A 23,702-nucleotide genomic window follows, 5' to 3' on the forward strand; every position below is an offset into this window, starting at 1 on the left:
AAAGCGTCAAAAGACAATTAGACAATAATAGTCCAATTGTCCAATTCACGTATTCCACATGGGACAGGAGCGAACATGCATTCGGAATCGGTCGGCAATCGAGAGACCATTGTTCTTGTCACGGGCATCGGCGGCTTTCTGGGCGGACACATCGCCCGGCAGTTGCTGGCCAAGGGCTACGCCGTCCGCGGTAGCGTTCGTCGCATGAGCGGCTGCGACCGGATCGCGAAGCAGATCTGTGCGGCGCCAACCGACTCCCACTCGCTCAGTTTCGTCGAAGCCGACCTCTGCTCCGCCATCGGATGGGATGCCGCCGTCACAGGCTGCAGCTATGTGATCCACACGGCATCGCCGTTTCCGGCAGGCCTTCCGAAGGATGAAAATGAACTGATCCAACCCGCGCGGGACGGCGCGTTACGGGTACTACGTGCCGCGCATCGCGCAGGCGTGACGCGGGTTGTGCTGACGTCCTCGATCGCGGCCACCAACCACGGTGGCGGCAAGGCGCCGTATACGGAAGACAACTGGACCGATCCGACGGCCAAGCGAGCAACGCCCTACTATAAATCAAAGACGCTGGCCGAACGGGCGGCATGGGCCTTTGCTGCGGAAACCGGACTGGATCTCGCCGTCATCAATCCCGGCATCATTTTCGGGCCTCTGTTGGGTCCGGATTACGGCACGTCGATCGGGCTTGTTCAGCAGATGATGAGCGGCAAGCTCAAACGTGTGCCGCGTTTCGGCATCGCGGTGGTCGATGTCCGCGATGTGGCTGACGCGCATATCAGGGCAATGACCCATCCGGATGCGTCAGGCCAGCGCTTCATCGCGGCCGGGCAGTTTCTATGGATGCGCGACATGGCGGCCGTACTGGCGCAGTCATTTCCGAATTATGCGTCGGCTCTGCCCTCGGGCGAGGTGCCAAACTGGATGATCAAGGCAATGGCGCCGTTCAGCGCACGCTCGCGCATGATCGTCCACGAACTCGACGTCGATCTGAGTGTCAGTGCCGCGAAGGCGCAGCGAATGCTGGATTGGCAACCAAGGTCCGCCGACGAGGCCATTCGCGCCAGCGCACAAAGCCTGATCGACCACGGCCTGCTCGCGACCTCCTGAATTCCCACACCTCACAACAACGGAACAAGCCTATGACCTCATCCATCATCGATCCGAAAGAGCATCCGGAAGCAGAAGCCATCCAAGGTATCGAACGTGCGCGGCTTCGTGCGCTTGTCAGCGCCGACATGGCAGCGGCCGAGCCGCTGCACGCCGCAGACTTCCAGCTGATCACGCCGATCGGAGCGGCTCTGTCAAAAGCCGAATATCTTGGCGCCGTTGCAGGCGGCCGCATCAAATATCTGACCTGGACGCCCGGTGACATCGCCGTGCGGCTTTATGGCCCGAGTGCCGTGATCCGCTATCGCGCCCGCATTGAGGTCGTGTTCGGAGGCCATACAGTCCCGCCAGGCGACTATTGGCACACCGATGCTTATGAAATGCGTGACCGGCAGTGGATGGTGGTCTGGTCGCAGGCCACGTCGATCACCCCGCTCGCCTGATCTTTTTGAATCCACACCCGTCCCGCGGCTGCAGCGGATGAAAACCACTGCTGCAGCCCGGATCATGGGTTATGATGCTGCATGACCACGACCTCCTCCGACGCCAAACTTTCCGGCCTGTTCCTCGACATGCTTGCCGCCGAACAAGGTGCTGGCGTCAATACGCTGGACGCCTATCGCCGCGACCTCGAAGATTTCTCCGAATTTGCTGCCGGGGCGAAATCCAGCTTTGCCAGTGCCGACACCCAGTTGCTGCGCGACTACCTCGAAGACCTCGACGAGCGCGGCTTCAAATCGACCACCGTGGCGCGGCGGCTGTCCGCCATACGGCATCTGTTTCGCTTTCTGCTCAGCGAAAAAATCCGCACCGACGACCCGGCCGCCATCCTGTCGGGCCCGAAGCGTGGCCGTAGCCTGCCCAAAGTTCTTTCGATTGCCGATGTCGACCGCATGCTGGTGCAGGCGCGCACGCAGGCGCAGAACGCGGAGGCTTCGGCGCAGCAGCGGCTGCGCGATGCCCGGCTCTATTGTCTGCTCGAAGTGCTTTACGCCACCGGGCTTCGCGTCTCCGAGTTGGTCTCGCTACCGCTCACCGCGGCGCGCCGCGATGCCCGCATGATCGTGGTGCGCGGCAAGGGCAACAAGGAGCGGCTGGTACCCCTCAATGAAACCGCCAAACAGGCGATGGCGGAATATCTCGCCGCGATGGCCGAGTTGCAGAAGTCTCAACCAAAAAAGAGTGCAGCCTCGAAATGGCTGTTTCCGTCTTTTGGCGAGAGCGGCCACCTCACCCGGCAGCATTTCGCGCGCGATCTGAAAGAACTCGCGGCGGCATCCGGCATTGCGCCGCGGCTGGTGTCGCCGCACGTGCTGCGCCACGCCTTTGCCAGCCATCTGCTGCATAACGGCGCCGATCTTCGCATCGTGCAGACTCTGCTCGGTCATACCGATATTTCGACGACGCAGATCTACACCCATGTGGTGGAAGAACGGCTCAAGAGCCTGGTCCGAGACCTGCATCCGCTCGCGGAAAAATAGCACTCAGCGCGAGTGCGGCTCGGCCTCGCCAAGATGATCCGTCTCATCGTCACGCCGCATCCCGGAGGTCGGCACCAGTACCGGCTGCAGCGCCGGAATCAACCGCGTGCGTTCGCGCTTGGCGGGGATCGCCCGATAGACCTGTTTGGTGGCTTCGACGATATGCACGCCGGCGAACGGCATCGACAACGCCGCGCCAATCCGCTCCCACGCCATCGCCGAGCGCAGAAACCAGCCCATCCCGACCGGCGGCATGAACAGCGCCTCGCTCCACGCCGTCGGCGTAAACCAGGTCTGTCGTAGCAACTGCGTGATTTGCGAGCGCGAATAGGGCCGGCCGTGACCGAACGGCGTCGAGTCGGTACGGGTCCAGACGCCCCGGCGATTCGGAATCACCGCCATCAACCGACCGGACGGCGCGAGCACGCGCCAAACCTCGCGGAGCAAACCTTCGGGATCGTCGGACATTTCCAGGGCATGCACCAGGATGATACGATCGACGGCGGCATCCGGCAGCGGCAGCGAGAATTCGTCGACCAGTGTGGCCAGCGCGGGCTTTGCCGTCGGCCATTTCAGCACCCCCTGCGCCGCCGGCATGAAGGCGATGCACCGTTCGGAATTCTCCCGGAAAAGACCGAGATACGGTGTGGGGTACCCCAGACCGAGCACACGCTGGCCTTCGGCATCCGGCCAATGCGCCTGAATACCGCGATTGATCAACCGCCGCGCCACAATACCGAGGCGGCGCGAATAGAAATCCCGGAGATCGATCACATCGATGGTCATGATGACTTTCTAACACGTTGCGGCCGCCCACGATCCCCCGAATCGCGCATTGCCGAGGCAGCGTTAACGCCAGATATCCAGGCCATCGCGGGCGGTGAGTTGCACCAATTGACAAGGCCGGCCCGGCTGCGGCCTATTCGAAGAAACAGGCGCCGCGACGTCGTTGTAGGAGAGACAAAAATGCTGTCACGCCGAGGTCAAACGATCACAAGGACGGCCGCGACGGCCGCGGGTCTGGCCGTGGCAGCACTCGCGCCATTATCCGCCGAAGCCAATCCGGCGACAGTCGATTACATCTGCACCCTGCGCTGCCGGGCGGCAACAAGATCTCCGTCGATTACAATTCCGGCGGCAAATCGATCACCCTGTTCTATCCCAATGGCGAAACGCTCCACATGCCGATCCAGCGATCCGGCTCGGGCTTCCGCTACGGCGAAGGCAATGTCGGGATTGCCGGCAAGGACCAGACCACCATCACGCTGCAGATTGCCGGCCAGCCCGCGCGCCAATGTGTGACACCGCGCTGACCGTCATGCATCGCCCATATTCATCCCCATCAATTTGCCGCACGTATGTGCGAGCGCATCACGACGTGATCCAACGGAGTTACCATGGCTGCTGAAATTCGCGTATTCCCCTGCCTGTCCGACAATTTCGGCTACCTGATCCATGATCCACAGAGCCTGAAGACCGCCGCCATCGACGCGCCGGAGGCCGGCCCGATCATGAAGGTGCTGCAGCGCGAGGGCTGGAAGCTCACTGATATTCTGGTGACTCATCACCATGCGGACCATGTCGGCGGCATCGCCGAGCTGAAGAAAACTTATGGCTGCAAGGTCACAGCGCCGCACGATCAGGGCACGGCAATTCCTGAAGTCGACGTCCGCGTCACCGAAGGCGATACCGTGCAGGTCGGCGCGCTCACCGCACGGGTGTTCGAGACCCCCGGCCATACGCTCGACCATATCTGCTACGTGTTCGACAGCGAGCTGGCGCTGTTCTCGGCCGACACGCTGTTTTCGGGCGGCTGCGGGCGGGTGTTCGAAGGCACCTATCCGATGATGTGGCAGTCGCTGAAGAAGCTGCGCACATTGCCGGACGACTACCGTGTCTATTGCGGTCACGAATATACCGCGGCCAACGTCAAGTTCTGCCTCGGCATCGATGCGAACAACGAGGCGCTGAAGAAGCGCTCCGAAGAGGTGGCGCAGCTGCGCGCCGTCGGCAAGCCGACCATCCCCGTCCTGCTCGGGCTTGAGAAGAAGACCAACGTGTTTCTGCGCGCCGACGATCCGGCCATCGCCGCCGCCGTCCGCCTCAAGGGATTCAGCGAGGACGACGTGTTCGGCGAACTCCGCGAACGCAAGAACAAGTCCTGATGGCAGGCAAGACGCCAACTGCAGCCGAGATCATTGCGACGCTCGGCCTGCAGCCGCATCCCGAAGGCGGCCACTACCGCGAGACGTTTCGCGACAGTCGCATAGATGCCGGCGGGCGGGCGGCATCAACGGCGATCTACTTCCTGCTGGCATCAGGCGAACGCTCGCACTGGCATCGCATCGATGCCGTCGAGATCTGGCACTATCATGCGGGCGCTCCGCTTGCGCTGGAAATCGCCAGCGACGCCGGCCAGCGCACGATCACGCTCGGGCCGGACGTCGCCGCTGGACAAGAGCCGCAAGGCATTGTCCCACCGCATGCCTGGCAGGCCGCCTCCACCACAGGCGACTGGACACTGGTCGGCTGCACGGTGGCACCGGGTTTCGATTTCGCGACGTTTGAGTTGGCCCCGAAGGGCTGGAAGCCTGACTAGCCAGGCTTCCAGATCATATCCTTGGCTGCGATGCGGCGTCCTCCGTAAAGCCGATGTACGACGAAGGCCAGAAACGCGGCGGCGGCGCATGTCGCACATCCTTCGAGACGCCCGCAAGGGCAGGCTCCTCAGGATGAGATCAGCGGAAACCGCGTCCGCTCAGGCGTGATATTGCCCGCCATTGATGGTCATGGTCGAGCCCGTGAAGAAGCCGGATTCGTCTGCAGCTAGGAACACCACGGCGCGCGCAATTTCCTCGGGCTCGCCGAGGCGATTGACCGGGATCTGCGGCAAAATGCTCTTCTCGAGCACGGCGAGCGGCACGGCCTGCACCATCTCAGTGTTGATGTAGCCGGGGCAGATCACGTTGACGGTGATACCGAGCTTGGCATTCTCAAGAGCCAATGCCTTGGTGAAGCCGATGTCGCCGGCCTTGGCGGCGGAATAATTGACCTGGCCGAACTGGCCCTTCTGGCCGTTGATCGATGAAATGTTGATGACACGGCCGAACTTACGTTCGCGCATACCCTCGATCACCTGACGGGTCATGTTGAACAGCGAACCGAGGTTGGTGTTAACCACCTTGTTCCACTGTTCCGGCGTCATCTTGTGGAAGGCACCGTCCATTGTGATGCCGGCATTGTTGACCAGCACTTCCACCGGTCCCAGATCGGCCTCGACCTTTTTCACGCCCGCGGCGCATTCATCGAACGAACCGACATCCCACTTGTAGGTGCCGATACCCGTCTCGCTTTTGAATTTCTCGGCGGCGGCATCGTTGCCGGCATAGCTTGCCGCGACGCTGTATCCCGCAATTTTCAAAGCCTTGCTGATCGCAGCGCCAATCCCTCGTGTTCCACCGGTCACCAATGCTACGCGCGCCATGATCGATCCCTCCACAAATCTCTTTTGTAGTTATAGCTTCGAATTAATCTCGCGATACGCTGAACATCAAGCAGAATTGGACCATCAAGCGAAAATGCCCGACGCAAAGCGCCGGGCATTTTGTTGTAGCAGTGTGTGCAGTGCACGCGCGAGCCGATGTTTTCGGCACGCGACGCGTAAGGATTAGTCGCGTGCGATGCACATCGCGATGCCCATGCCGCCGCCGATGCACAGCGTGGCAAGGCCTTTCTTCGCGTCGCGCTTTTCCATCTCGTGCAACAGCGTGACGAGAACACGCGCACCGGATGCACCCACCGGATGACCGATCGCGATCGCGCCACCGTTGACGTTAACCTTCGACGTATCCCAGCCGAGATCCTTGTTCACGGCGCAAGCCTGCGCAGCAAAAGCTTCATTGGCTTCGATCAGGTCGAGATCGTTGATGGTCCAGCCGGCCTTCTTCAGCGCAGCGCGCGATGCCGGGATCGGGCCAGTGCCCATGATCTTCGGATCAACGCCGGCCTGGCCCCACGACACGATGCGGGCGAGCGGCTTGAGGCCTTCCTTGGCGGCCTGCTTGGCGGTCATCAGCACCACGGCGGCAGCGCCGTCATTGATGCCCGATGCACTGCCGGCGGTGACGGTACCGTCCTTCTCGAAGGCCGGGCGCAGCTTGGCCATGGCCTCGATGGTGGCGCCGTGGCGCGGATATTCGTCATCGCTGACGATGACGTCGCCCTTGCGGCCCTTGATGGTGACCGGAACGATCTCGTCCTTGAACTTGCCGGCCTTCTGCGCAGCTTCCGCTTTCTGCTGCGATGCAACAGCGAACTCGTCCTGCTGCTGGCGCGTGATCTGGTACTGCTTTGCCACGTTCTCGGCGGTGTTACCCATGTGATAGCCGTTGAAGGCATCCCACAGACCGTCCTTGATCATGGTGTCGACGAATTCCACCGGACCCATCTTCACACCACCGCGCAGATATTGCGCATGCGGGGCCATGCTCATGGATTCCTGACCGCCGGCAACGACGATTTCCGAATCACCATTGAGCAACGCCTGATAGCCGAGCGCGACCGTGCGCAGGCCGGAGCCGCACAGCATGTTGACGCCCCAGGCCGAAGTTTCCACCGGCAGGCCGGCGGCAATCGAGGCCTGACGCGCGGGGTTCTGGCCCTGCGCAGCAGTGAGGATCTGTCCCATGATGACTTCGGAGACGCGGGCCGGATCGATCTTGCCGCGCTCAAGCGCCGCCTTGATGGCAATGGCGCCGAGATCATGCGCCGGCATGGTCGCGAAAGCGCCGTTGAAGCTGCCGACGGGTGTGCGGGCAGCGCTGACGATGACGACATCGTCTGACATGGACATCTCCTGTTGTTGAGGTTTTTTCGACGGTCAGAGCCAGGATGGCGGGGGCCGCGTTGCAAACTATCCTGTTAACTGAGGGTTGGACTGTCAATTGGTCAGAAGCCAAATTACGGCCGCAACGCACGCAAAATGGCACGGATGTCGCTTTGCATAGCACAAGGCTGCTGCCATTTTAACCGTGACGCACAAAACGGTAGCCGAGCCCCTTTGAAAGTGCTTACTTTATTGCATTGCGTTGTTCGACAACCTTATGGCGCGCTGCCGTAAGGTTCCCTGTCCTCGGTCCGTATGTGTGAGCCCCCATGGCGAAATCAGATCAACCCACGACAATCAAAAAATATGCGAACCGCCGGCTTTATAATACCGGAACAAGCACTTACGTGACGCTTGAAGATCTCGCTGCGATGGTAAAGGACGGCGAGGATTTTCTCGTCTATGACGCCAAGACCGGCGACGATATTACCCGCTCGGTGCTGGCCCAGATCATCTTCGAACAGGAAAACAAGGCTGGCCAGAATCTCCTGCCGACCACTTTCCTGCGCCAGTTGATCCGCTTCTATGGCGACAGCATGCAGATGGTGGTGCCGAAGTATCTCGAGCAGTCCATCGACAGCCTGACGCGCGAGCAGGAGAAATTCCGCAAGCAGATGACGAACACGTTCAGCATGACGCCGTTCGCGCCACTTGAGGAAACCGTTCGTCGCAACATGGAATTGTTTCAGCAGACCTTCGCGATGTTCAAGCCGTTCGTGCCGCCGCGCGGCGGCGCTGCGTCGCCGGAGCCGGAAAAGGCGCCGGAGCCGACCGCTGAGCCTGCCGACACTATGGATGACCTGCGTCGCCAGATGAAGGAAATGCAGGAACGCCTCGAGCGCATGTCGCACGAGCCGAAGCCGGAATAATTCGCGGCTCACTTATCGGAAATCGGAATGACGCCGGCCGTAGCTACACCTACGGTCGGCGTTTCCATTTGATGAGCGCAACATCGCCATGGCGAAGCAACCCACTCCACTCACTCTCGACCGGCTCGACACCCCGATCGGCATCGCGCTGCTGGTGACGAACCACGGTGGCGCACTCTGCGCACTCGACTGGATCGATTACGAAGAGCGCTTGCTGACTTTGCTGCGTCGTTATTATGGGACGGTCGAACTGATTGAGAACTCGGCACCATCCGAAATCCGCAGCGCACTCTCACGCTATTTCGACGGCGAACTCAACCAGCTCGATGGCATCACCTGCCACATCCCCGGCACGCCGTTTCAGAACCGTATCTGGACGGCACTGCGAAAAATCCCTGCAGGCAGCACACTCAGCTACGGCACGCTGGCCGCGCAACTCGGCGTGCCCAATGCGATGCGCGCGGTCGGCCACGCCAATGGCGCCAATCCCCTGAGTGTCGTCGTGCCCTGCCACCGCCTGATCGGCGCCAACGGTTCGCTCACCGGCTATGGCGGCGGCATCGCCCGCAAGCGCTGGCTGCTGGAGCACGAAGGCGTTGCGGTGAAGTAACTACGCCGCCGGCTTCTCCGCGATATCGCCGTTTGCCAACAGATGGATCAATGCGCGCTTGATCGCAGCCTGACGCGTCGGGGCATTGATCTGCGCGCCGAGCAAATCGGTGACGTAGAATACGTCGCGCGCGCGCTCGCCGAAGGTCGCCACATGCGCCGAAGCGATATTGAGGTTGAGCTTCGAGATCGCCGTGGTCAGTTGATACAGCAGGCCCGGCCGGTCGAGCCCCGAGACCTCGATCACCGTGTAACGATCCGACCACTGGTTGTTGACGATAACTTCCGGCTCGACGGTGAAAGCCCTGATCTTGCCCTTCGTCGAGGCGCGCTTCGCCACGGTTTCCGGCAGCCGCACCTTGCCCTCGAGCACGTCCTCGATCATGTCGCCGATTCGTGTTGCACGGCGGCCTTCGTCATCATCGCGATCGTATTCCCGGGAGATCGCGATGGTGTCGAGCGCGCGGCCATCGGTCGTGGTGTAAATCTGCGCGTCGACGATGTTGGCGCCGGCTGCGGCGCATGCGCCGGCGATGATCGACAGCAACCAGGGATGGTCGACGGCCAGAATCGTGAGCTCGGTGACGCCGCGGGCTTCATCGAACCCGACATTGATCGCGAGCTTATGCCCGGCCTCTTCCGATGCCCGCAGGAAGCGCGCGTGGCGAATTTTGCGGTCGAGCTCGACCTTGAGCCAGTAGGCCGGATAGTGCCGCAGAATGTAGGCGTTGAGATCCTGCTCGGGCCACTCGGTGAAGGCACGGCGGAATTCGGCTTGCGCCGACGCGATGCGCTGTGCGCGATTGACCTCGGAGAAACCACCGGTCAGCACCGGCTCGGTCTCGTAGTACAACGTCCGGATCAGCTGCGCCTTCCAGCCGTTCCAGACGCCGGGACCGACACCGCGAATATCGGCGGTGGTGAGAATCGTCAGCAGCTTCATCTGCTCGACCGACTGCACCACGGCAGCGAAATTCTCAATGGTCTTGCTATCCGACAGGTCGCGCGACTGCGCCACCGTGGACATGGTCAGATGTTCCTCGATCAACCACGCAACGAGATCGGTGTCGGCGGCGTTGAATCCGAGCCGCGGGCACAGTCGCCGCGCCACCTTGGCGCCGGCGATGGAGTGATCCTCCGGGCGCCCCTTCGCGATGTCGTGCAGCAACACCGTGATATAGATCACCGCCCGATGTTCCGGGCGGATCTTACGCATCAGATCGCTGGCGACAACGAACTCGTCGTTCCCGCCGCGCTCGATCTCCTGAAGGATGCCGACACACCGCAGCAGATGCTCATCCACCGTATAGTGATGATACATGTTGAACTGCATCATCGACACGATGCGGCCGAAGGCACGAATGAAATGACCGAGTACGCCGGTCTCGTTCATCCGCCGCAGCACGATCTCGGCGTTATCCGAGGTCAGTATCTCCATAAACAGCGCGTTGGCTTCGGCGTTCTCGCGGATCTCCGGCGTGATCAGCCGGAGCGAGCGCGTCGCGGTCCGCATCGCATCGGGATGGAAGGCCAGATTGTGCTTCTGCGCCAGTCGGAAGAATCGGATCAGATTGATCGGGTCTTCCTTGAACACGTCAGGCGCAGCAAGATTGATGCGGTTGTTGTCGATGATAAACGCATCGCTGTCCGGCAGCCGGCGGCGATGCATCTCGGGCCGCAGCTTGGCCATCATGCGCGTCAGCGCCGGCGCCGGCTTGGCCTGCTGGTCTTCGAGCTTGGCGCACAGGATCGCGGTGAGATCGCCGACTTCCTTGGCAATCAGGAAGTAGTGCTTCATGAAGCGCTCGACGTCCTGCATGCCGGGATGCGAGGTATAGCCGAGGCGGACCGCAATCTCGCGCTGCAGGTCGAACGACAGCCGCTCTTCCGGCCGTTTGGTCAGGAAGTGGATATTGCAGCGGACCGACCACAGGAAGTCTTCGCAACGCTTGAAGGTGCGGTATTCCTGCGGATCGAACACGCCACGCGCGACCAGCTCCTTGCTATCGCGCACCCGATAGACGTATTTCGCGATCCAGAACACGGTGTGCAAATCGCGCAGACCGCCCTTGCCGTCCTTGACGTTGGGCTCGACCAGATAGCGCGACTGGCCACCACGGCGATGGCGCTCCTCGCGTTCGGCGAGCTTGGCAGTGACGAATTCAGCGGCCGTGCCCTGCACCACCTCGGCATCGAAGCGCGTGACCAGTTCGTCGTACAGAGCCTGATCGCCGGTGAGGAAGCGCGTTTCCAGGATCGCCGTGCGGATCGTCATGTCGCCGCGCGCCTGGCGGATCGATTCATCCACCGAACGCGTAGCGTGGCCGACCTTCAGGCCCATGTCCCACAGGCAATAGAGAATGACTTCCGCGACCTGTTCGCCCCAGGCGGTCTGCTTGTAGGGCAGGATGAACAACAGATCGATGTCGGATTCCGGCGCCATCAGCCCACGGCCATAGCCACCGGTGGAGACCACCGCCATCCGTTCGGCACCAGACGGGATTGGCGAATGATAGAGATGCTTCGTCGCCGCGGCGAACAGCATGCGGATGATTTCATCCTGCACCTGGCAGAGCTGCTCGGCACAGCGTCGGCCGTGGCGGTCCTTCAACAAGACGGCCTCGGCGGCTTCACTGGCCTTGAGCAGTTCTGCCTTCAGCAGCTTGGCGACGGCGGCGCGAAACAAATCGTTCTTGCCGCGATGCTGCGCTGCAAGCGCATCGATCTCGGCGGTAATCCGCGTCGTGTCGAAGTCGGTTTCGGTCGTCGGTCTGTCTTGTGTAGCAACGCTGTCCATGAACAACCCGGATATCGGACGGCGCAAGCGCTGTCACGGTGATTGTAGCCCCACAGCTAGTCCATGCTGCCTTTTGCGCAATCCGGGCAACAACGTTCTCGCGGCGGTGTCCTTGGCGCATCATATCTTCTCATTGACGGAACGCCATAACTAATTGAAATTAAAGCACGTTTTCGCACAGAGAGCGACCCCGGCGTGGTGCCATGACGCCCGCAGGATGCAAGTCGCCTTCGAACCTCACGTTTCGACAGTCCACCAGGGAGAGACCAGAATGTTCACGATGTCACGGCGCGCTGTCGCCGGTCTGATTGCTGCGGCTGCACTGCTGCCCGGAGCTACCTTCGCCGCCGAACCGCTCAAGGAAATCCGGCTCGACTGGGCGACCTACAATCCGGTCTCGATCATCCTCAAGCAGAACGGCCTGCTGGAGAAGGAGTTCGCCAAGGACGGCGTGAAGATCACTTGGGTACAGTCGGCCGGCTCCAACAAGGCACTCGAATTCCTCAATGCGGGGTCCATCGATTTCGGCTCGACCGCGGGCTCCGCTGCGCTGGTGGCGAAGATCAACGGCAACCCGATCAAGTCGGTCTACGTCTATTCGCGTCCGGAATGGACGGCGCTGGTAACCGGCAAAGATTCCAAGATCGCCTCCGTCGCCGATCTCAAGGGCAAGCGCGTCGCGGTGACCCGCGGCACCGATCCCCACATCTTCCTGGTCCGCGCTTTGCTCGGCGCCGGCCTCACCGACAAGGACATCACGCCAGTTCTGCTGCAGCATGCCGACGGCAAGGCTGCGCTGATCCGCGGCGACGTCGATGCATGGGCCGGACTCGACCCGATGATGGCGCAGGCCGAGGTCGAGGACGGCGCCAAGCTGTTCTTCCGCAAGCCGGACGCCAACACCTGGGGCATCCTCAATGTGCGCGAGCAATTTCTGAAGGACTATCCGGATGCCGCGCGCCGCGTGCTCGCCGTCTATGAAGACGCCCGGAAATATTCGCTGGAGAACTATCCCGAGCTGAAGAAGGCGTTCATCGGCGTGACCAAACTGCCCGACGCCGTCGTCGACAAGCAGCTCAAGGAACGCACCGAGCTGACCCACAGCCGCATCGGCGCCCCCCAGCGCGAGTCGATCCTCGCCGCAGGCCTCGCATTGCAGCAGGCCGGCGTGATCGACGCCAAGGTCGATGTGAAGGCAACGGTGGATGCACTGATCGACGATCAGGTGCCGCTGCCAAAGAGCTGACGCTCTAACTTCCCCTCTCCCCCAGCGCAGCAAAGCTGCGCGCCGTGGGAGAGGGTGCCTGAGCGCAGCGAAGGCGGGAGAGGGTTCTTTCTTTCGCGAAGCGCCCCCTCTCCCGTCTCGAACCCGCTTCGCGTGTTCGATCCACCCTCTCCCACCTGACGCAGCTTCGCTGCGCCCGGGGGCGAGGGGAAGAAAGCAAGGCGCTGCTTGCAATCACCGACGAGACGCAATCTCCTATGACCATGACGCTGGAAACACCCGCGCTTGAACATTCCGATGCGATCGACAGTGCCGCACCGAATCGCCGCTGGCAGCGTTTCGCGCGGCCGGCGCTGGGCGTCGTATTGCCCCTGACACTCGCGCTGGCATGGGAGCTCGCGGTGTGGTCCGGCTGGTCGAACGGCCGCCTGGTGCCGCCGCCATCGCGCGTCTTTGCCACCATCATGGAGCTCGCCCGAAGCGGCGAACTCTGGCGCCATATCACCACGACGCTGTCGCGCGTTGCTGCCGGCTTCGGCCTCGGTGTCGTCGCCGGCACGCTGCTCGGCGCTATCTCCGGCTATTGGGGAATCGCGCGGCGACTGCTCGATCCCACCGTGCAGGCGCTGCGCGCCATCCCGTCGATCGCCTGGGTGCCGCTGTTCATCCTGTGGCTCGGCATTTTCGAGACCTCGAAGGTCGCGCTGATTGCCGTCGGCGTGTTCTTTCCGGTCTATCTCGGCGTGATGGGCGCGATCCTCTCGGTCGATCGCAAGATCGTCGAGGTCGGCCGCACCTTCCGTCTCTCTGGCCCCGCCATGATCCGCCGCATCCTGCTGCCTGCGGTGCTGCCGGCCTATGTTGTTGCACTTCGCGTCGGCCTCGGGCTCGGCTGGATGTTTGTGGTTGCCGCCGAATTCATGGGCGCCTCCGAAGGGCTCGGCTATCTCCTCATCGACGGCCAGCAGCTCGGCAAGCCCGCGCAGATCCTCGCCGCCATCACCATTTTCGCATTGCTCGGCAAGACCACCGACTGGCTGATCGAACTCGTCACCGCACCACTGCTGCGCTGGCAGGATGCGTTCCGACCGGGTGGAGAGACCTGATGCTCGCACTCGACAAGGTCGGCAAGACCTACCCCAACGGCGTTCATGCGCTGGAGCGCTTCACCGCGCAAATCCCGCAGGGCGAGATCGTCGCCATCATTGGTGGCTCCGGCTGCGGAAAATCGACACTGTTGCGCGCCGTTGCCGGGCTCGATCGCGCCTCGACCGGCAGCATCCGCATCGACAACATCGATATCAGTGCGCCGCACGAGAAGATCGGCATCATCTTCCAGGAACCGCGACTGCTGCCGTGGCTGACCGTCGCCGACAATATCGGCTTCGGACTGTCCGAGCTTCCTGTCGCCGCACGCCGCGAGAAAGTCGCACAGGCCCTGGCGCGCGTCGGCCTGTCGGATAAAGCACAGGCATGGCCGCGCGAACTATCCGGCGGGCAGGCGCAACGCGTGGCCATTGCCCGCGCATTGGTACCGCAGCCGGAGGTGCTGTTGCTGGATGAGCCGTTCTCCGCGCTCGACGCCTTCACGCGCCGCGACCTGCAGGATCATCTGCTTGATCTGTGGGCCGACACGCGGCCGACGCTGGTCCTTGTCACCCATGATGTCGACGAAGCCGTTGTGCTGGCGGACCGCGTGCTGGTGATGCGTCCGCGGCCGGGTCGGCTGTTCGCCGAGATCGATGTCGGCCTCGCCCGTCCCCGCGACCGTGCCTCGCCGCTGTTCGACGCAGTGAAGCGCCGCGTGCTCACCGCACTGGATCGATCGCTGGATCGTGACGTGCCCGATAGCGCACCTGCCGAGGCGGTCGGCGCGTGGTGGTGACAACAGCACCGCGAGCTAATAAAAGCTGCAACTAACAAAATCTCAGGGAGAGATATCATGGACGCCGCCGCGCTTCGCGCCACCCAGGCCCCCATCAAAGAGCTCTACAAGACCGATCCCAAGGCTGCCTTCATCACGCTCAAAGCCAAGGGCTCGATCGACAATGACGGCATTGCCTGCAAGGTTGAGACCGGCCGGCAGATCGCAGCCGCCGGCCTGCACCCCGCAACTGGCGGCTCTGGGCTTGAACTCTGTTCGGGCGACATGCTGCTGGAAGCGCTGGTGGCCTGCGCCGGCGTGACGCTGAAGTCGGTGGCCACCGCGGTCGAAATTCCCTTGAAGTCCGGCAATGTGACAGCCGAGGGCGATCTCGATTTCCGCGGCACGCTCGGCGTCGACAAGGACGCGCCGGTCGGCTTTGCCGAAATCCGCCTGCGCTTCGATGTCGACACCGACGCGCCGCAGGACAAGCTCGATCTGCTGCTCAAGCTGACCGAGCGTTATTGCGTGGTCTACCAGACCATCAAGCATGGCCCGAAGGTTTCAGTGTCTCTCAACAGGGTGTAAGCAGGCCAGACGACTCCCACCAAGGAAAGAGGAGGCCAAGCACCTCCTCTCGTCAGGCTGCCATGTCTCCCGAACTTGCCTTCCTCCTGACGCTCATTTTGCGCATGGCGATCACCGCCGCCTTCGTGATCACGGCCTCCATCATCACCGAACGATCCGGCCCGGTGATCGGCGCGTTGGTAGCGACGCTGCCGATCTCGGCGGGACCGTCCTACGTCTTTCTCGCGCTCGATCATGACGCCGCCTTCATCGCGCAAGGTGCATTGGCCAGCCTGCCGATCAATGGCGCGACGATGTTTCTCGGATTGACTTACGTGCTGCTGGCGCAACGCCACAACGTGATCGTCAGCCTCGGCGCCGCTGTGCTGGTGTGGTTCGCCCTCGCCCTGCTGGTGCGGCAGTTCGAATGGACTTTGCTTGGCGGCATCGCGGCCAATGTCGTGGCCTTCGGCATCTGCCTGCCGCTGATGGCGCGGTTTCGCCATGCGAAGATGCCGCTCATCACCCGGCGCTGGTACGACATCCCGCTGCGTGCCGCTCTCGTCGCGACGTTGGTTGCCACCGTGGTGACGCTGTCCTCGACCATCGGCCCGACCGGCAGCGGCATTCTCGCACTTTATCCCGTGGTCTTCACCAGCCTGATGCTGATCCTGCATCCGCGGATCGGTGGCCCGCCCACCGCCGCCGTGATCGCCAATGGTGGCTGGGGCCTGATGGGTTTCGGTATCGCGGTGGCCGTGATGCATGTCACCGCCACGCGCTTCGGCTCGGTGGTCGCCCTGAGCCTCGCGCTGGCGACTTGCGTGGTGTGGAATCTCGGCCTGTGGTCGTGGGGACGCAGGCGCGCGCGCTTCATTTGAAACGCCGTCATGACCGGGCTTGTCCCGGCCATCCACGTCTGTCTTCGCCGATCGAAGGCGTGGATGCCCGGCACAAGGCCGGGCATGACGATAGAGAATGTTACTTCGGCAGTTTCGCCTTCAGCGCATAGAGCGCATCCAGCGCCTCCCTTGGCGACATCTCGTCGGGATGCAGCGCCTTCACGGCGTCCATCAGCAATTCCGCCTCCGACGGAGGAGCCGCCTCGACCGGTGCACGCGCTGTGATCGCGAACAGCGGCAGGTCATCCATCAGCGCCTTGGCGCTCTGGCCGCGATCCTGCGCTTCAAGCTTGGCCAGCACCGACTTCGCGCGCGCGATCACCGCCGGCGGCAGGCCCGCGAGCTTGGCCACCTGGATGCCATAGGAGCGATCCGCCGAGCCCGGCAGCACCTCGTGCAGGAACACCACGTCGCCATGCCATTCCTTGACCCGCACCGTGGCATTGAACAGCCGTGGCAGTTTAGCGGAGAGCGCCGTGAGCTCGTGATAATGGGTCGCGAACAATGCGCGGCAGCGGTTGCTTTCGTGCAGATGCTCTATCGCGGCCCAGGCGATCGACAGACCGTCGAAGGTCGCCGTGCCGCGGCCGATTTCGTCGAGAATTACCAGCGCGCGTTCGGTGGCCTGATTGAGGATGACGGCGGTCTCGACCATCTCGACCATGAAGGTCGAACGACCGCGCGCGAGATCATCCGCAGCGCCGACGCGCGAAAAGAGCCTGTCGACAATGCCGATGCGGGCGCGCGAGGCCGGCACGAAACTGCCTATTTGCGCGAGCAGCGCGATCAATGCGTTCTGGCGCAGGAAGGTCGACTTACCGGCCATGTTCGGACCAGTGATCAGCCAGATCTGGCCGGACTTCTGCCCCGGCCCGGGCGACAGATCGCTGGCATTGGCGATGAACGGCTGGCCGTCGCGGCGCAGCGCCTGTTCGACCACCGGATGCCGGCCGCCCTCGATGGCGAAGAGCAGCGAATTGTCGACTTCGGGGCGGACATAATTGTCGTCGACCGCCAGTTTCGCCAACGCGGTCGCCACATCCAGCAGTGCGAAGGCATGGGCGGCAGCGCGCAGATCTTCCGACGCCTCGGCGACCATCGCCGACAGCCGTTCGAAGATTTCGAGCTCTAACCCAAGCGCACGGTCGCCGGCATTGGCGATCTTGGCCTCGATCTCGCCGAGTTCGGACGTGGTAAAGCGCACCTGCCCTGCCAGCGTCTGGCGATGGATGAAGGTCGCGTTCAGCGGGGCCTGCATCAACTTGTCGCCATGCTGCGCGGTGACTTCGACGAAATAGCCGAGCACATTGTTGTGACGGATCTTGAGGCCCTTCACGCCGGTGTCATCGGCATAGCGCGCCTGCATCGCGGCGACCACGAGACGCGAGGCATCGCGCAAATTGCGGGTCTCGTCGAGCGCAGCTTCGAAGCCTTCGCGGACAAAACCACCATCGCGCTTCAGCAGCGGCAGGTCGTCGGCCAGTGCGCGGGCGAAGGTCGCCGCGAGCTCACGCGACGGACGGCGCAGGCCGGCCATGGCAGCCGTGATATCCGCTGGCAGATTGTCGATGACGCCGAGACGATCAAGCACCTGATCGGCGGCAAGCACACCATCACGCAGACAGGCGAGATCGCGCGGACCGCCGCGACCGACCGAAAGCCGCGCCAGTGCGCGCGACATATCAGGCGCGGTCTTCAGGGCCGAGCGCAGATCGTCGCGCAGCCCGCTGTCCGATACGAAACTCGCGACGGCATCGAGCCGGCGGCCGATGGCCACTTCATCCGTGAGCGGCGCGGCCAGCCGTTGCGCCAGCAGCCGCGACCCAGCCGCGGTCACGGTGCAGTCGATCGCATCCAGCAGCGAGCCCTTGCGCTCGCCTGATAGCGTGCGCGTCAGTTCGAGATTGGCGCGGGTCGCCGGATCGATGGCCATGGTGGTGCCGACCGCTTCGTGGGTCGGCGGCGACAGCGGCACGCGTTTGCCGACTTGCGTGCGCTCGACATAGGTGACGCACGCCGCTGCAGCGGTCGCTTCCAGCCGCGACATGGCGCTGAGGCCGTCCATGGTGGCGACGGCAAAGTAATCGCACAGCCGGCGTTCGGCGGTGGCACCATCGAACACGTCACGGGTCAGCGGCGTCACCGCCGGCAATTCGCGCAGCAGCTGGCTGAGATCCGGATCGCTGTAGAGCGCATCCGTAACCAGCACCTCGTTCGGATTGATCCGCGCCAGCGTCGCGCCGAGTTCGCCTGTCGCACATTCGGTGACAATGAATTCGGCAGTCGAAATATCGATCCAGGCCAGACCGATGCGATCCGCACCGCTTGAGCCCTTGCTGCGCGCAATCGCCAGCAGATAATTATTGGCCCGCGCGTCGAGCAGGTTTTCTTCGGTCAGCGTGCCCGGCGTAACCACGCGCACGACGTCGCGGCGAACCACGCTCTTGCCGCCGCGCTTCTTCGCCTCGGCCGGATCCTCCATCTGTTCGCAGACGGCGACACGGATGCCGAGCGAGATCAGGCGGTGCAGATAATCATCGGCGCGAACCACCGGCACGCCGCACATCGGGATATCCATGCCCTGATGCTTGCCGCGCTTGGTCAGCACGATGCCGAGCGAGCGCGAGGCAAGCTCAGCGTCCTCGAAGAAGATCTCGTAGAAATCGCCCATCCGGTAGAACAGCAAGAGGCCGGGATTGGCGGCCTTGATCTCAAGGTACTGTTCCATCATGGGAGACACTTTTGCGGTGTCATCCACACGGGGAGCGGGTTCTGGGGCGGTAATGGGCTGCTGGATCGTCATGGCGGCGGACGCTAGCAAATTTTGCTCCGCCGATCCCACCCGCGGCTGTCGCAAACCGTAGTTTTCCCCACCGCGGCGAGACAGTTGACAAGTCAACTGCGATTTCATATCCGCAGTTCTCAAGGGAATTCTTTGAATTCCCAGGGACAACGCTGCCATCCAGCAGCGGCATTTGACCGGGTCAGCGGGGGTTCTTAAAACCACCGCGAAAATCCGGCAATCGAGCGCGGATGCAGTCTCCAGGGAGAGAATTGATGAGCGATGTCTTCATTTGCGACGCCGTCCGCACCCCCATCGGCCGTTTCGGCGGCTCCCTTGCCAAAGTTCGCGCCGACGACCTCGCCGCCGCCCCCATTAAAGCCCTGATGGACCGCAATCCCGGCGTGGATTGGGCTGCCGTCGAGGAAGTCTATTTCGGCTGCGCCAACCAGGCCGGTGAAGACAACCGCAACGTCGCCCGCATGGCCGCGCTGCTGGCCGGCCTGCCGGATTCCGTTCCCGGCGCCACACTGAACCGTCTTTGCGCCTCCGGCCTCGATGCCGTTGGCGCCGGCGCCCGTGCCATCCGCGCCGGTGAAATCGATTTCGCCATTGCCGGCGGCGTCGAATCCATGACCCGTGCGCCATTCGTGCAGGGCAAGGCCACCGAAGCCTTCTCCCGTTCGGCGGAAATCTTCGACACCACCATCGGCTGGCGCTTCATCAACCCGCTGATGAAGGAAAAATACGGCGTCGACGCCATGCCTGAGACCGGCGAAAACGTCGCGCAGGATTTCCAGATCTCGCGCGCCGACCAGGATGCCTTTGCGATCCGCTCGCAGCAGAACGCCGGCAAGGCGATCGCTTCGGGCTATTTCGCCGAAGAAATCATCCCGGTGATGGTGCCCGGCGGCAAGGCCGGCCCGATCGCCGTCGACAAGGACGAGCATCCGCGCCCCGAAACCACGCTGGAAGGCCTCGCCAAGCTGCGCCCGATTGTCCGCAAGGACGGCACGGTCACCGCCGGCAACGCCTCGGGCGTCAATGACGGCGCCTGCGCCATGATCCTCGCCTCGGGCGCCGCTGTGGAGAAGCACGGCCTCAAGGCCCGCGCCCGCATCCTCGGCCTCGCCTCGGGCGGCGTCGCGCCGCGCATCATGGGCGTTGGCCCCGTGCCGGCGACCAAGAAGCTGATGGAGCGTCTCGGCCTCAAGATCAGCGACTTCGACCTGATCGAGCTCAACGAGGCCTTCGCGTCGCAGGGCATCGCGGTGCTGCGCCAGCTCGGCGTCAAGGAAGATGCTGATTTCGTGAACCCACACGGCGGCGCGATCGCGCTCGGCCATCCGCTCGGCATGAGCGGCGCGCGCCTGGCGATGACGGCTGTGCACGGCATGGAGAAGCGCGGCGGCAAGCTCGCGCTGGCCACCATGTGCGTCGGCGTCGGCCAGGGCGTCGCCATGGCGATCGAGAAACTGAACTAACAACGACGTTTTCAAGACTGCCGCCGCGGAATCCGCGGCGGCCAAAAAGGGGAAACCAGCATGACGCTAATCTATCCCGTCGAGAGCAATGCGGCGCACGCGCCGCGCCTCTCACCCGGCTACAAGAGCACCATCAAGCGTGCCCCGCAGAAGCAGCCCATCCTGATGCCGCACACACTGTCGGAAACAACAGGACCGGTCTACGGCCACGAGACGGTCCGACCCGGCGATCATGACCTCACCACCATGCATGCGGGCGAGCCGCTCGGCGAACGCATCATCGTGCACGGCACGGTGATGGACGAGGACGGCCGCGGCGTACCGAACACGCTGGTCGAACTCTGGCAGGCCAATGCCTGCGGCCGCTACGTGCATGTCTGGGACCAACACCCCGCGCCGCTCGATCCGAACTTCACCGGCGCCGGCCGCACCGTCACCGACGCCGCGGGCAACTACAAGTTCGTCACTATCAAGCCCGGCGCCTATCCGTGGGGCAATCACCATAATGCCTGGCGCCCTGCGCACATCCACTTCTCGGTGTTCGGCCATTCCTTCGTCTCGCGCCTCGTGACGCAGATGTATTTCCCGAACGATCCGCTGTTCCCGTTCGACCCGATCTTCAACTCGGTCACAGACGAAAAGGCGCGCCTGCGCATGGTGTCGGATTTCGACCTCGACGTCACCGAGCCCGGCTGGGCGCTGGCCTATCGTTTCAACATCGTGCTGCGCGGCCGCAACGCCACCCCGACGGAGAATCACTGATGCCCGGAATTACCCCGTCGCAGACCGTCGGTCCGTTCTATGCCTATGGCCTGACACCGAACGGCAAATATGCCTGGAACGACGCCTTCACCAGCAACCTGCTGACACCCGACGTCACCGGCGACAAGATCCGCATCGAAGGCGTGATCTATGACGGCGACGGCAACGTGGTGCCCGACGCCGTACTGGAAATCTGGCAGGCCGATGCGCAGGGCCGTTTCGCCGATCCGCAGGATACCCGCGGGCTGCCGAATTCGAGCTTCAGGGGTTTCGGTCGCTCCGGCACCACCGATGCCGGCGAATATTCGTTCGACACCGTCAAACCCGGCAGCGTGCCCGGCAGCGATGGCAAGCCGCAGGCGCCGCATATCGTGATGGCCGTGTTTGGCCGCGGCATGACCATGCAGTCGATGACGCGTATCTATTTCGAGGACGAAGCCGCGACGGCTGATGATGCGGTGATGAACCTCGTCCCGGCCGACCGCCGCGCGACGATCATCGCGAAGAAGACGGCGCCTGGCGTGTATCGGTTTGATATCCACCTGCAAGGCGCCAACGAGACGGTGTTCTTCGACGTGTGATGTCTCTCTTATCCCTCCCCCAAAGCGGCGGAGCCGCGCAGGTGGGGAGGGTGGATCGACCGCGAAGCGGTCGAGACGGGTGGGGAGCCACACACGGCGTCCTCGCTTGGGGAGAGACCCCACCCCGGCCTATCGGCCGACCCTCCCCACTGCGTCCAGCTTCGCTGGACTTGAGGGAGGGAAACCATCAGCGTCTCCGCTTCAATTACTCCATCACCGCCGGATGCTCGTCCGCACCCGGCTTCGCCGCTTGCGCGCGCAAGGTCGCCTTGGACGAGCCGATGATCAGCGCCATCGGAATCGCACAGAGCGTCACCAGCATCACCATCTGATAATCCAGCCCGAAGGCGATGATCGTGGCCTGCAGCGTGACGATGGCGTCCATCATGGCGCGGCCGCTGTCGGTGGCGAGGTTGATCGCGCTGGTCACATTGGGCATCTGCAGCGCATTGCTGAACGGCGTGATGTGCTCGACCAGCACCGCATGGGCCATACGGGTGTTTGAGGTGAGCTGCGCGATTACGATGGAGATGCCGATCGAACTCGCGACATTGCGCAGCAGCGTGAGCATCGAGGTGCCGTCGGTGCGCAGATGATTTGGCAGCGTCAGGAACGCCACCGTGGACAGCGGCACGAAGACGAGACCAAGGCCAAATCCCTGCGCGATCGAGACGATCACGATCTCCGGCACGCCGGTCTGGTCGGTCCACATCGACGTAAAGAACAGCGACACCGACATCAGCGCCATTCCCACCATGATCAGTGTACGCGCCTCGACATATTTCATGATGCGCCCGACCAGCATCATCGCCACGAAGGTGCCGGAGCCACGCGTCGCCAGTAACAGACCTGCCGTGAGGATCGGATAGCCGATGACGTTCTGCAGATAGGGCGACGACAGTGCCATGGTCGAATACAGCACCAGCCCCATGACGGCCATGAAAACGCAGCCACCGACAAAATTCTTGTCCTTGAAGATCGCGAACTGGATGAACGGCTTCGAGGTCGTGAAGGAATGCGCGAAGAAATAATAGAAGCCGATGATCGAGACGATCGCCTCGATGACGATTTCGTTGGATTCGAGCCACCCGAGCTGCTCGCCGCGGTCAAGCGCGAGCTGCATCGCACCGATGCCGATGGCCAGCGCGCCGAAACCGAACCAGTCGAATTTCAGTTCTGCATTGGTCTTGGTCTCGTCCATGAAGGCCAGCAGGCCAAACACCGTGACGATGCCGAAGGGCAGATTTACGAAGAATACCCAGTGCCAGGAATAAGTTTCAGTCAGCCACGCGCCCAATGAAGGGCCCATGATCGGGCCGAGCATCACGCCCATGCCCCAGATCGACATCGCCTTGGCGCGCTCATGCAGCGCGTAGCTGTCGAGCATCACCGCCTGCGACAGTGGCACCAGTGCCGCGCCGAACACGCCCTGCAACAGGCGAAAGCCGACCATCTGGTTGATGTCTTGCGCAAGGCCACACAGCACCGAGGCGACCGTGAAACCCGCCGAACAGACGATGAAGATCTTCTTGCGGCCGAACCGGTTGGCGATCCAGCCGACCGGCGCGGTCATGATCGCCGCGGCGACGATATAGGAGGTCAGCACCCAGTTAACCTGATCCTGCGACGCCGACAGCGTGCCCTGCATATAGGGCAACGCAACGTTCGCAATCGTGGTGTCGAGCGCCTGCATGATGGTCGCGGTCATGGCGCAGATCGTCACCATGTTCCTGCGAAAGCCCGGGACCGCACTGGGAGATGGCGCCGACGTGCTCATG

The 23,702-nt window shown here is 62.8% G+C and carries 22 protein-coding genes; 16 read left to right on the plus strand and 6 right to left on the minus strand.

The features are described from left to right. The first annotated feature begins 75 nt into the window (after positions 1-75). The 3 genes from AB7951_RS24355 (at position 76) to xerD (ending at position 2,597) form a co-directional block, all read left to right on the plus strand. Complete coding sequence (locus AB7951_RS24355; RefSeq protein WP_120288315.1) at positions 76-1,116, plus strand: NAD-dependent epimerase/dehydratase family protein; 1,041 nt, start codon at positions 76-78, stop codon at positions 1,114-1,116. Between the two features lie 32 nt (positions 1,117-1,148). Continuing rightward, positions 1,149-1,559 (plus strand): nuclear transport factor 2 family protein, encoded by a 411-nt coding sequence (locus AB7951_RS24360; RefSeq protein WP_120288314.1) that lies wholly within the window; start codon positions 1,149-1,151, stop codon positions 1,557-1,559. An 81-nt stretch (positions 1,560-1,640) separates the two neighbouring features. Then, positions 1,641-2,597 carry a site-specific tyrosine recombinase XerD gene (gene xerD / locus AB7951_RS24365; protein WP_120288313.1) on the plus strand — a complete coding sequence of 319 codons (957 nt, stop codon included), beginning with the start codon at positions 1,641-1,643 and terminating at the stop codon, positions 2,595-2,597. Positions 2,598-2,600: 3 nt separating this feature from the next. On the opposite strand, the gene AB7951_RS24370 is transcribed toward xerD, so the two are convergent. Further along, entirely contained in the window at positions 2,601-3,383 is a 783-nt protein-coding gene (locus AB7951_RS24370; protein WP_089262642.1) for a class I SAM-dependent methyltransferase, read from the minus strand. A 326-nt stretch (positions 3,384-3,709) separates the two neighbouring features. On the opposite strand from AB7951_RS24370, the gene AB7951_RS24375 reads away from it, so the two are divergent. The 3 genes from AB7951_RS24375 (at position 3,710) to AB7951_RS24385 (ending at position 5,196) form a co-directional block, all read left to right on the plus strand. Then, positions 3,710-3,910, plus strand: a complete 201-nt coding sequence (locus tag AB7951_RS24375; RefSeq protein WP_439066938.1) for an MliC family protein — start codon at positions 3,710-3,712, stop codon at positions 3,908-3,910. A gap of 84 nt (positions 3,911-3,994) precedes the next feature. Next, positions 3,995-4,762, plus strand: a complete 768-nt coding sequence (gloB, locus tag AB7951_RS24380; protein ID WP_120288311.1) for a hydroxyacylglutathione hydrolase — start codon at positions 3,995-3,997, stop codon at positions 4,760-4,762. After that, positions 4,762-5,196, plus strand: a complete 435-nt coding sequence (locus tag AB7951_RS24385; RefSeq protein WP_120288310.1) for a cupin domain-containing protein — start codon at positions 4,762-4,764, stop codon at positions 5,194-5,196. Before gloB ends, AB7951_RS24385 begins: the two co-directional genes overlap by 1 nt. A 159-nt stretch (positions 5,197-5,355) precedes the next feature. On the opposite strand, the gene phbB is transcribed toward AB7951_RS24385, so the two are convergent. Both phbB and AB7951_RS24395 read right to left on the minus strand, forming a co-directional pair. Next, positions 5,356-6,081, minus strand: coding sequence for an acetoacetyl-CoA reductase (gene phbB / locus AB7951_RS24390; RefSeq protein WP_068732968.1), 726 nt, complete (start codon positions 6,079-6,081; stop codon positions 5,356-5,358). A gap of 183 nt (positions 6,082-6,264) precedes the next feature. After that, on the minus strand, positions 6,265-7,443 hold the full coding sequence (locus AB7951_RS24395) for an acetyl-CoA C-acetyltransferase (RefSeq protein WP_089262650.1): 1,179 nt from the start codon (positions 7,441-7,443) through the stop codon (positions 6,265-6,267). 308 nt (positions 7,444-7,751) lie between these two features. Between AB7951_RS24395 and phaR the strand changes: the two genes are divergently transcribed. Continuing rightward, complete coding sequence (phaR, locus tag AB7951_RS24400; RefSeq protein ID WP_089262652.1) at positions 7,752-8,351, plus strand: polyhydroxyalkanoate synthesis repressor PhaR; 600 nt, start codon at positions 7,752-7,754, stop codon at positions 8,349-8,351. Between the two features lie 88 nt (positions 8,352-8,439). Continuing rightward, positions 8,440-8,961: a methylated-DNA--[protein]-cysteine S-methyltransferase gene (locus AB7951_RS24405; RefSeq protein ID WP_120288309.1), complete on the plus strand. Its 522-nt coding sequence runs from the start codon at positions 8,440-8,442 to the stop codon at positions 8,959-8,961. Here AB7951_RS24405 and AB7951_RS24410 read toward each other — a convergent pair whose 3' ends face one another. Next, positions 8,962-11,757, minus strand: coding sequence for a [protein-PII] uridylyltransferase (locus AB7951_RS24410; protein WP_120289092.1), 2,796 nt, complete (start codon positions 11,755-11,757; stop codon positions 8,962-8,964). 271 nt (positions 11,758-12,028) lie between these two features. On the opposite strand from AB7951_RS24410, the gene AB7951_RS24415 reads away from it, so the two are divergent. From AB7951_RS24415 to AB7951_RS24435, 5 genes are all read left to right on the plus strand, one after another. Then, positions 12,029-13,003 carry an aliphatic sulfonate ABC transporter substrate-binding protein gene (locus AB7951_RS24415; protein ID WP_120288308.1) on the plus strand — a complete coding sequence of 325 codons (975 nt, stop codon included), beginning with the start codon at positions 12,029-12,031 and terminating at the stop codon, positions 13,001-13,003. 236 nt (positions 13,004-13,239) lie between these two features. Beyond that, positions 13,240-14,088, plus strand: coding sequence for an ABC transporter permease (locus AB7951_RS24420; RefSeq protein WP_120288307.1), 849 nt, complete (start codon positions 13,240-13,242; stop codon positions 14,086-14,088). Beyond that, positions 14,088-14,867, plus strand: coding sequence for an ABC transporter ATP-binding protein (locus AB7951_RS24425; protein ID WP_120288306.1), 780 nt, complete (start codon positions 14,088-14,090; stop codon positions 14,865-14,867). The genes AB7951_RS24420 and AB7951_RS24425 overlap by 1 nt, the downstream gene beginning before the upstream one ends. 57 nt (positions 14,868-14,924) lie before the next feature. Beyond that, the gene (locus tag AB7951_RS24430; protein ID WP_120288305.1) at positions 14,925-15,434 is read left to right on the plus strand and encodes an OsmC family protein; all 510 of its coding nucleotides are present in this window, start codon (positions 14,925-14,927) and stop codon (positions 15,432-15,434) included. A 62-nt stretch (positions 15,435-15,496) separates the two neighbouring features. Beyond that, positions 15,497-16,294, plus strand: coding sequence for a hypothetical protein (locus AB7951_RS24435; protein WP_120288304.1), 798 nt, complete (start codon positions 15,497-15,499; stop codon positions 16,292-16,294). 100 nt (positions 16,295-16,394) lie between these two features. Here the strand turns inward: AB7951_RS24435 and mutS are convergent, their stop codons facing one another. Then, the gene (gene mutS, locus AB7951_RS24440) at positions 16,395-19,118 is read right to left on the minus strand and encodes a DNA mismatch repair protein MutS (RefSeq protein ID WP_120288303.1); all 2,724 of its coding nucleotides are present in this window, start codon (positions 19,116-19,118) and stop codon (positions 16,395-16,397) included. A gap of 254 nt (positions 19,119-19,372) precedes the next feature. Here mutS and pcaF point away from each other — a divergent pair, with 254 nt between their 5' ends. Genes pcaF through pcaG form a run of 3 tightly spaced genes read left to right on the plus strand, consistent with a single transcriptional unit; the run spans position 19,373 to position 21,924 of the window. Beyond that, positions 19,373-20,581, plus strand: coding sequence for a 3-oxoadipyl-CoA thiolase (pcaF, locus tag AB7951_RS24445; RefSeq protein WP_120288302.1), 1,209 nt, complete (start codon positions 19,373-19,375; stop codon positions 20,579-20,581). A 60-nt stretch (positions 20,582-20,641) separates the two neighbouring features. Then, on the plus strand, positions 20,642-21,343 hold the full coding sequence (gene pcaH, locus AB7951_RS24450) for a protocatechuate 3,4-dioxygenase subunit beta (protein WP_120288301.1): 702 nt from the start codon (positions 20,642-20,644) through the stop codon (positions 21,341-21,343). Then, a complete protein-coding gene (gene pcaG, locus AB7951_RS24455) occupies positions 21,343-21,924 on the plus strand; it encodes a protocatechuate 3,4-dioxygenase subunit alpha (RefSeq protein ID WP_120288300.1) in 582 nt (193 codons plus the stop codon). The genes pcaH and pcaG overlap by 1 nt, the downstream gene beginning before the upstream one ends. A gap of 205 nt (positions 21,925-22,129) precedes the next feature. On the opposite strand, the gene AB7951_RS24460 is transcribed toward pcaG, so the two are convergent. Beyond that, positions 22,130-23,701 carry a DHA2 family efflux MFS transporter permease subunit gene (locus AB7951_RS24460; RefSeq protein ID WP_089262678.1) on the minus strand — a complete coding sequence of 524 codons (1,572 nt, stop codon included), beginning with the start codon at positions 23,699-23,701 and terminating at the stop codon, positions 22,130-22,132. Position 23,702 lies beyond the last annotated feature (1 nt).

It is taken from the genome of Tardiphaga sp. 285_C5_N1_2 (genome assembly GCF_052076065.1).
GTDB lineage: Bacteria > Pseudomonadota > Alphaproteobacteria > Rhizobiales > Xanthobacteraceae > Tardiphaga > Tardiphaga robiniae.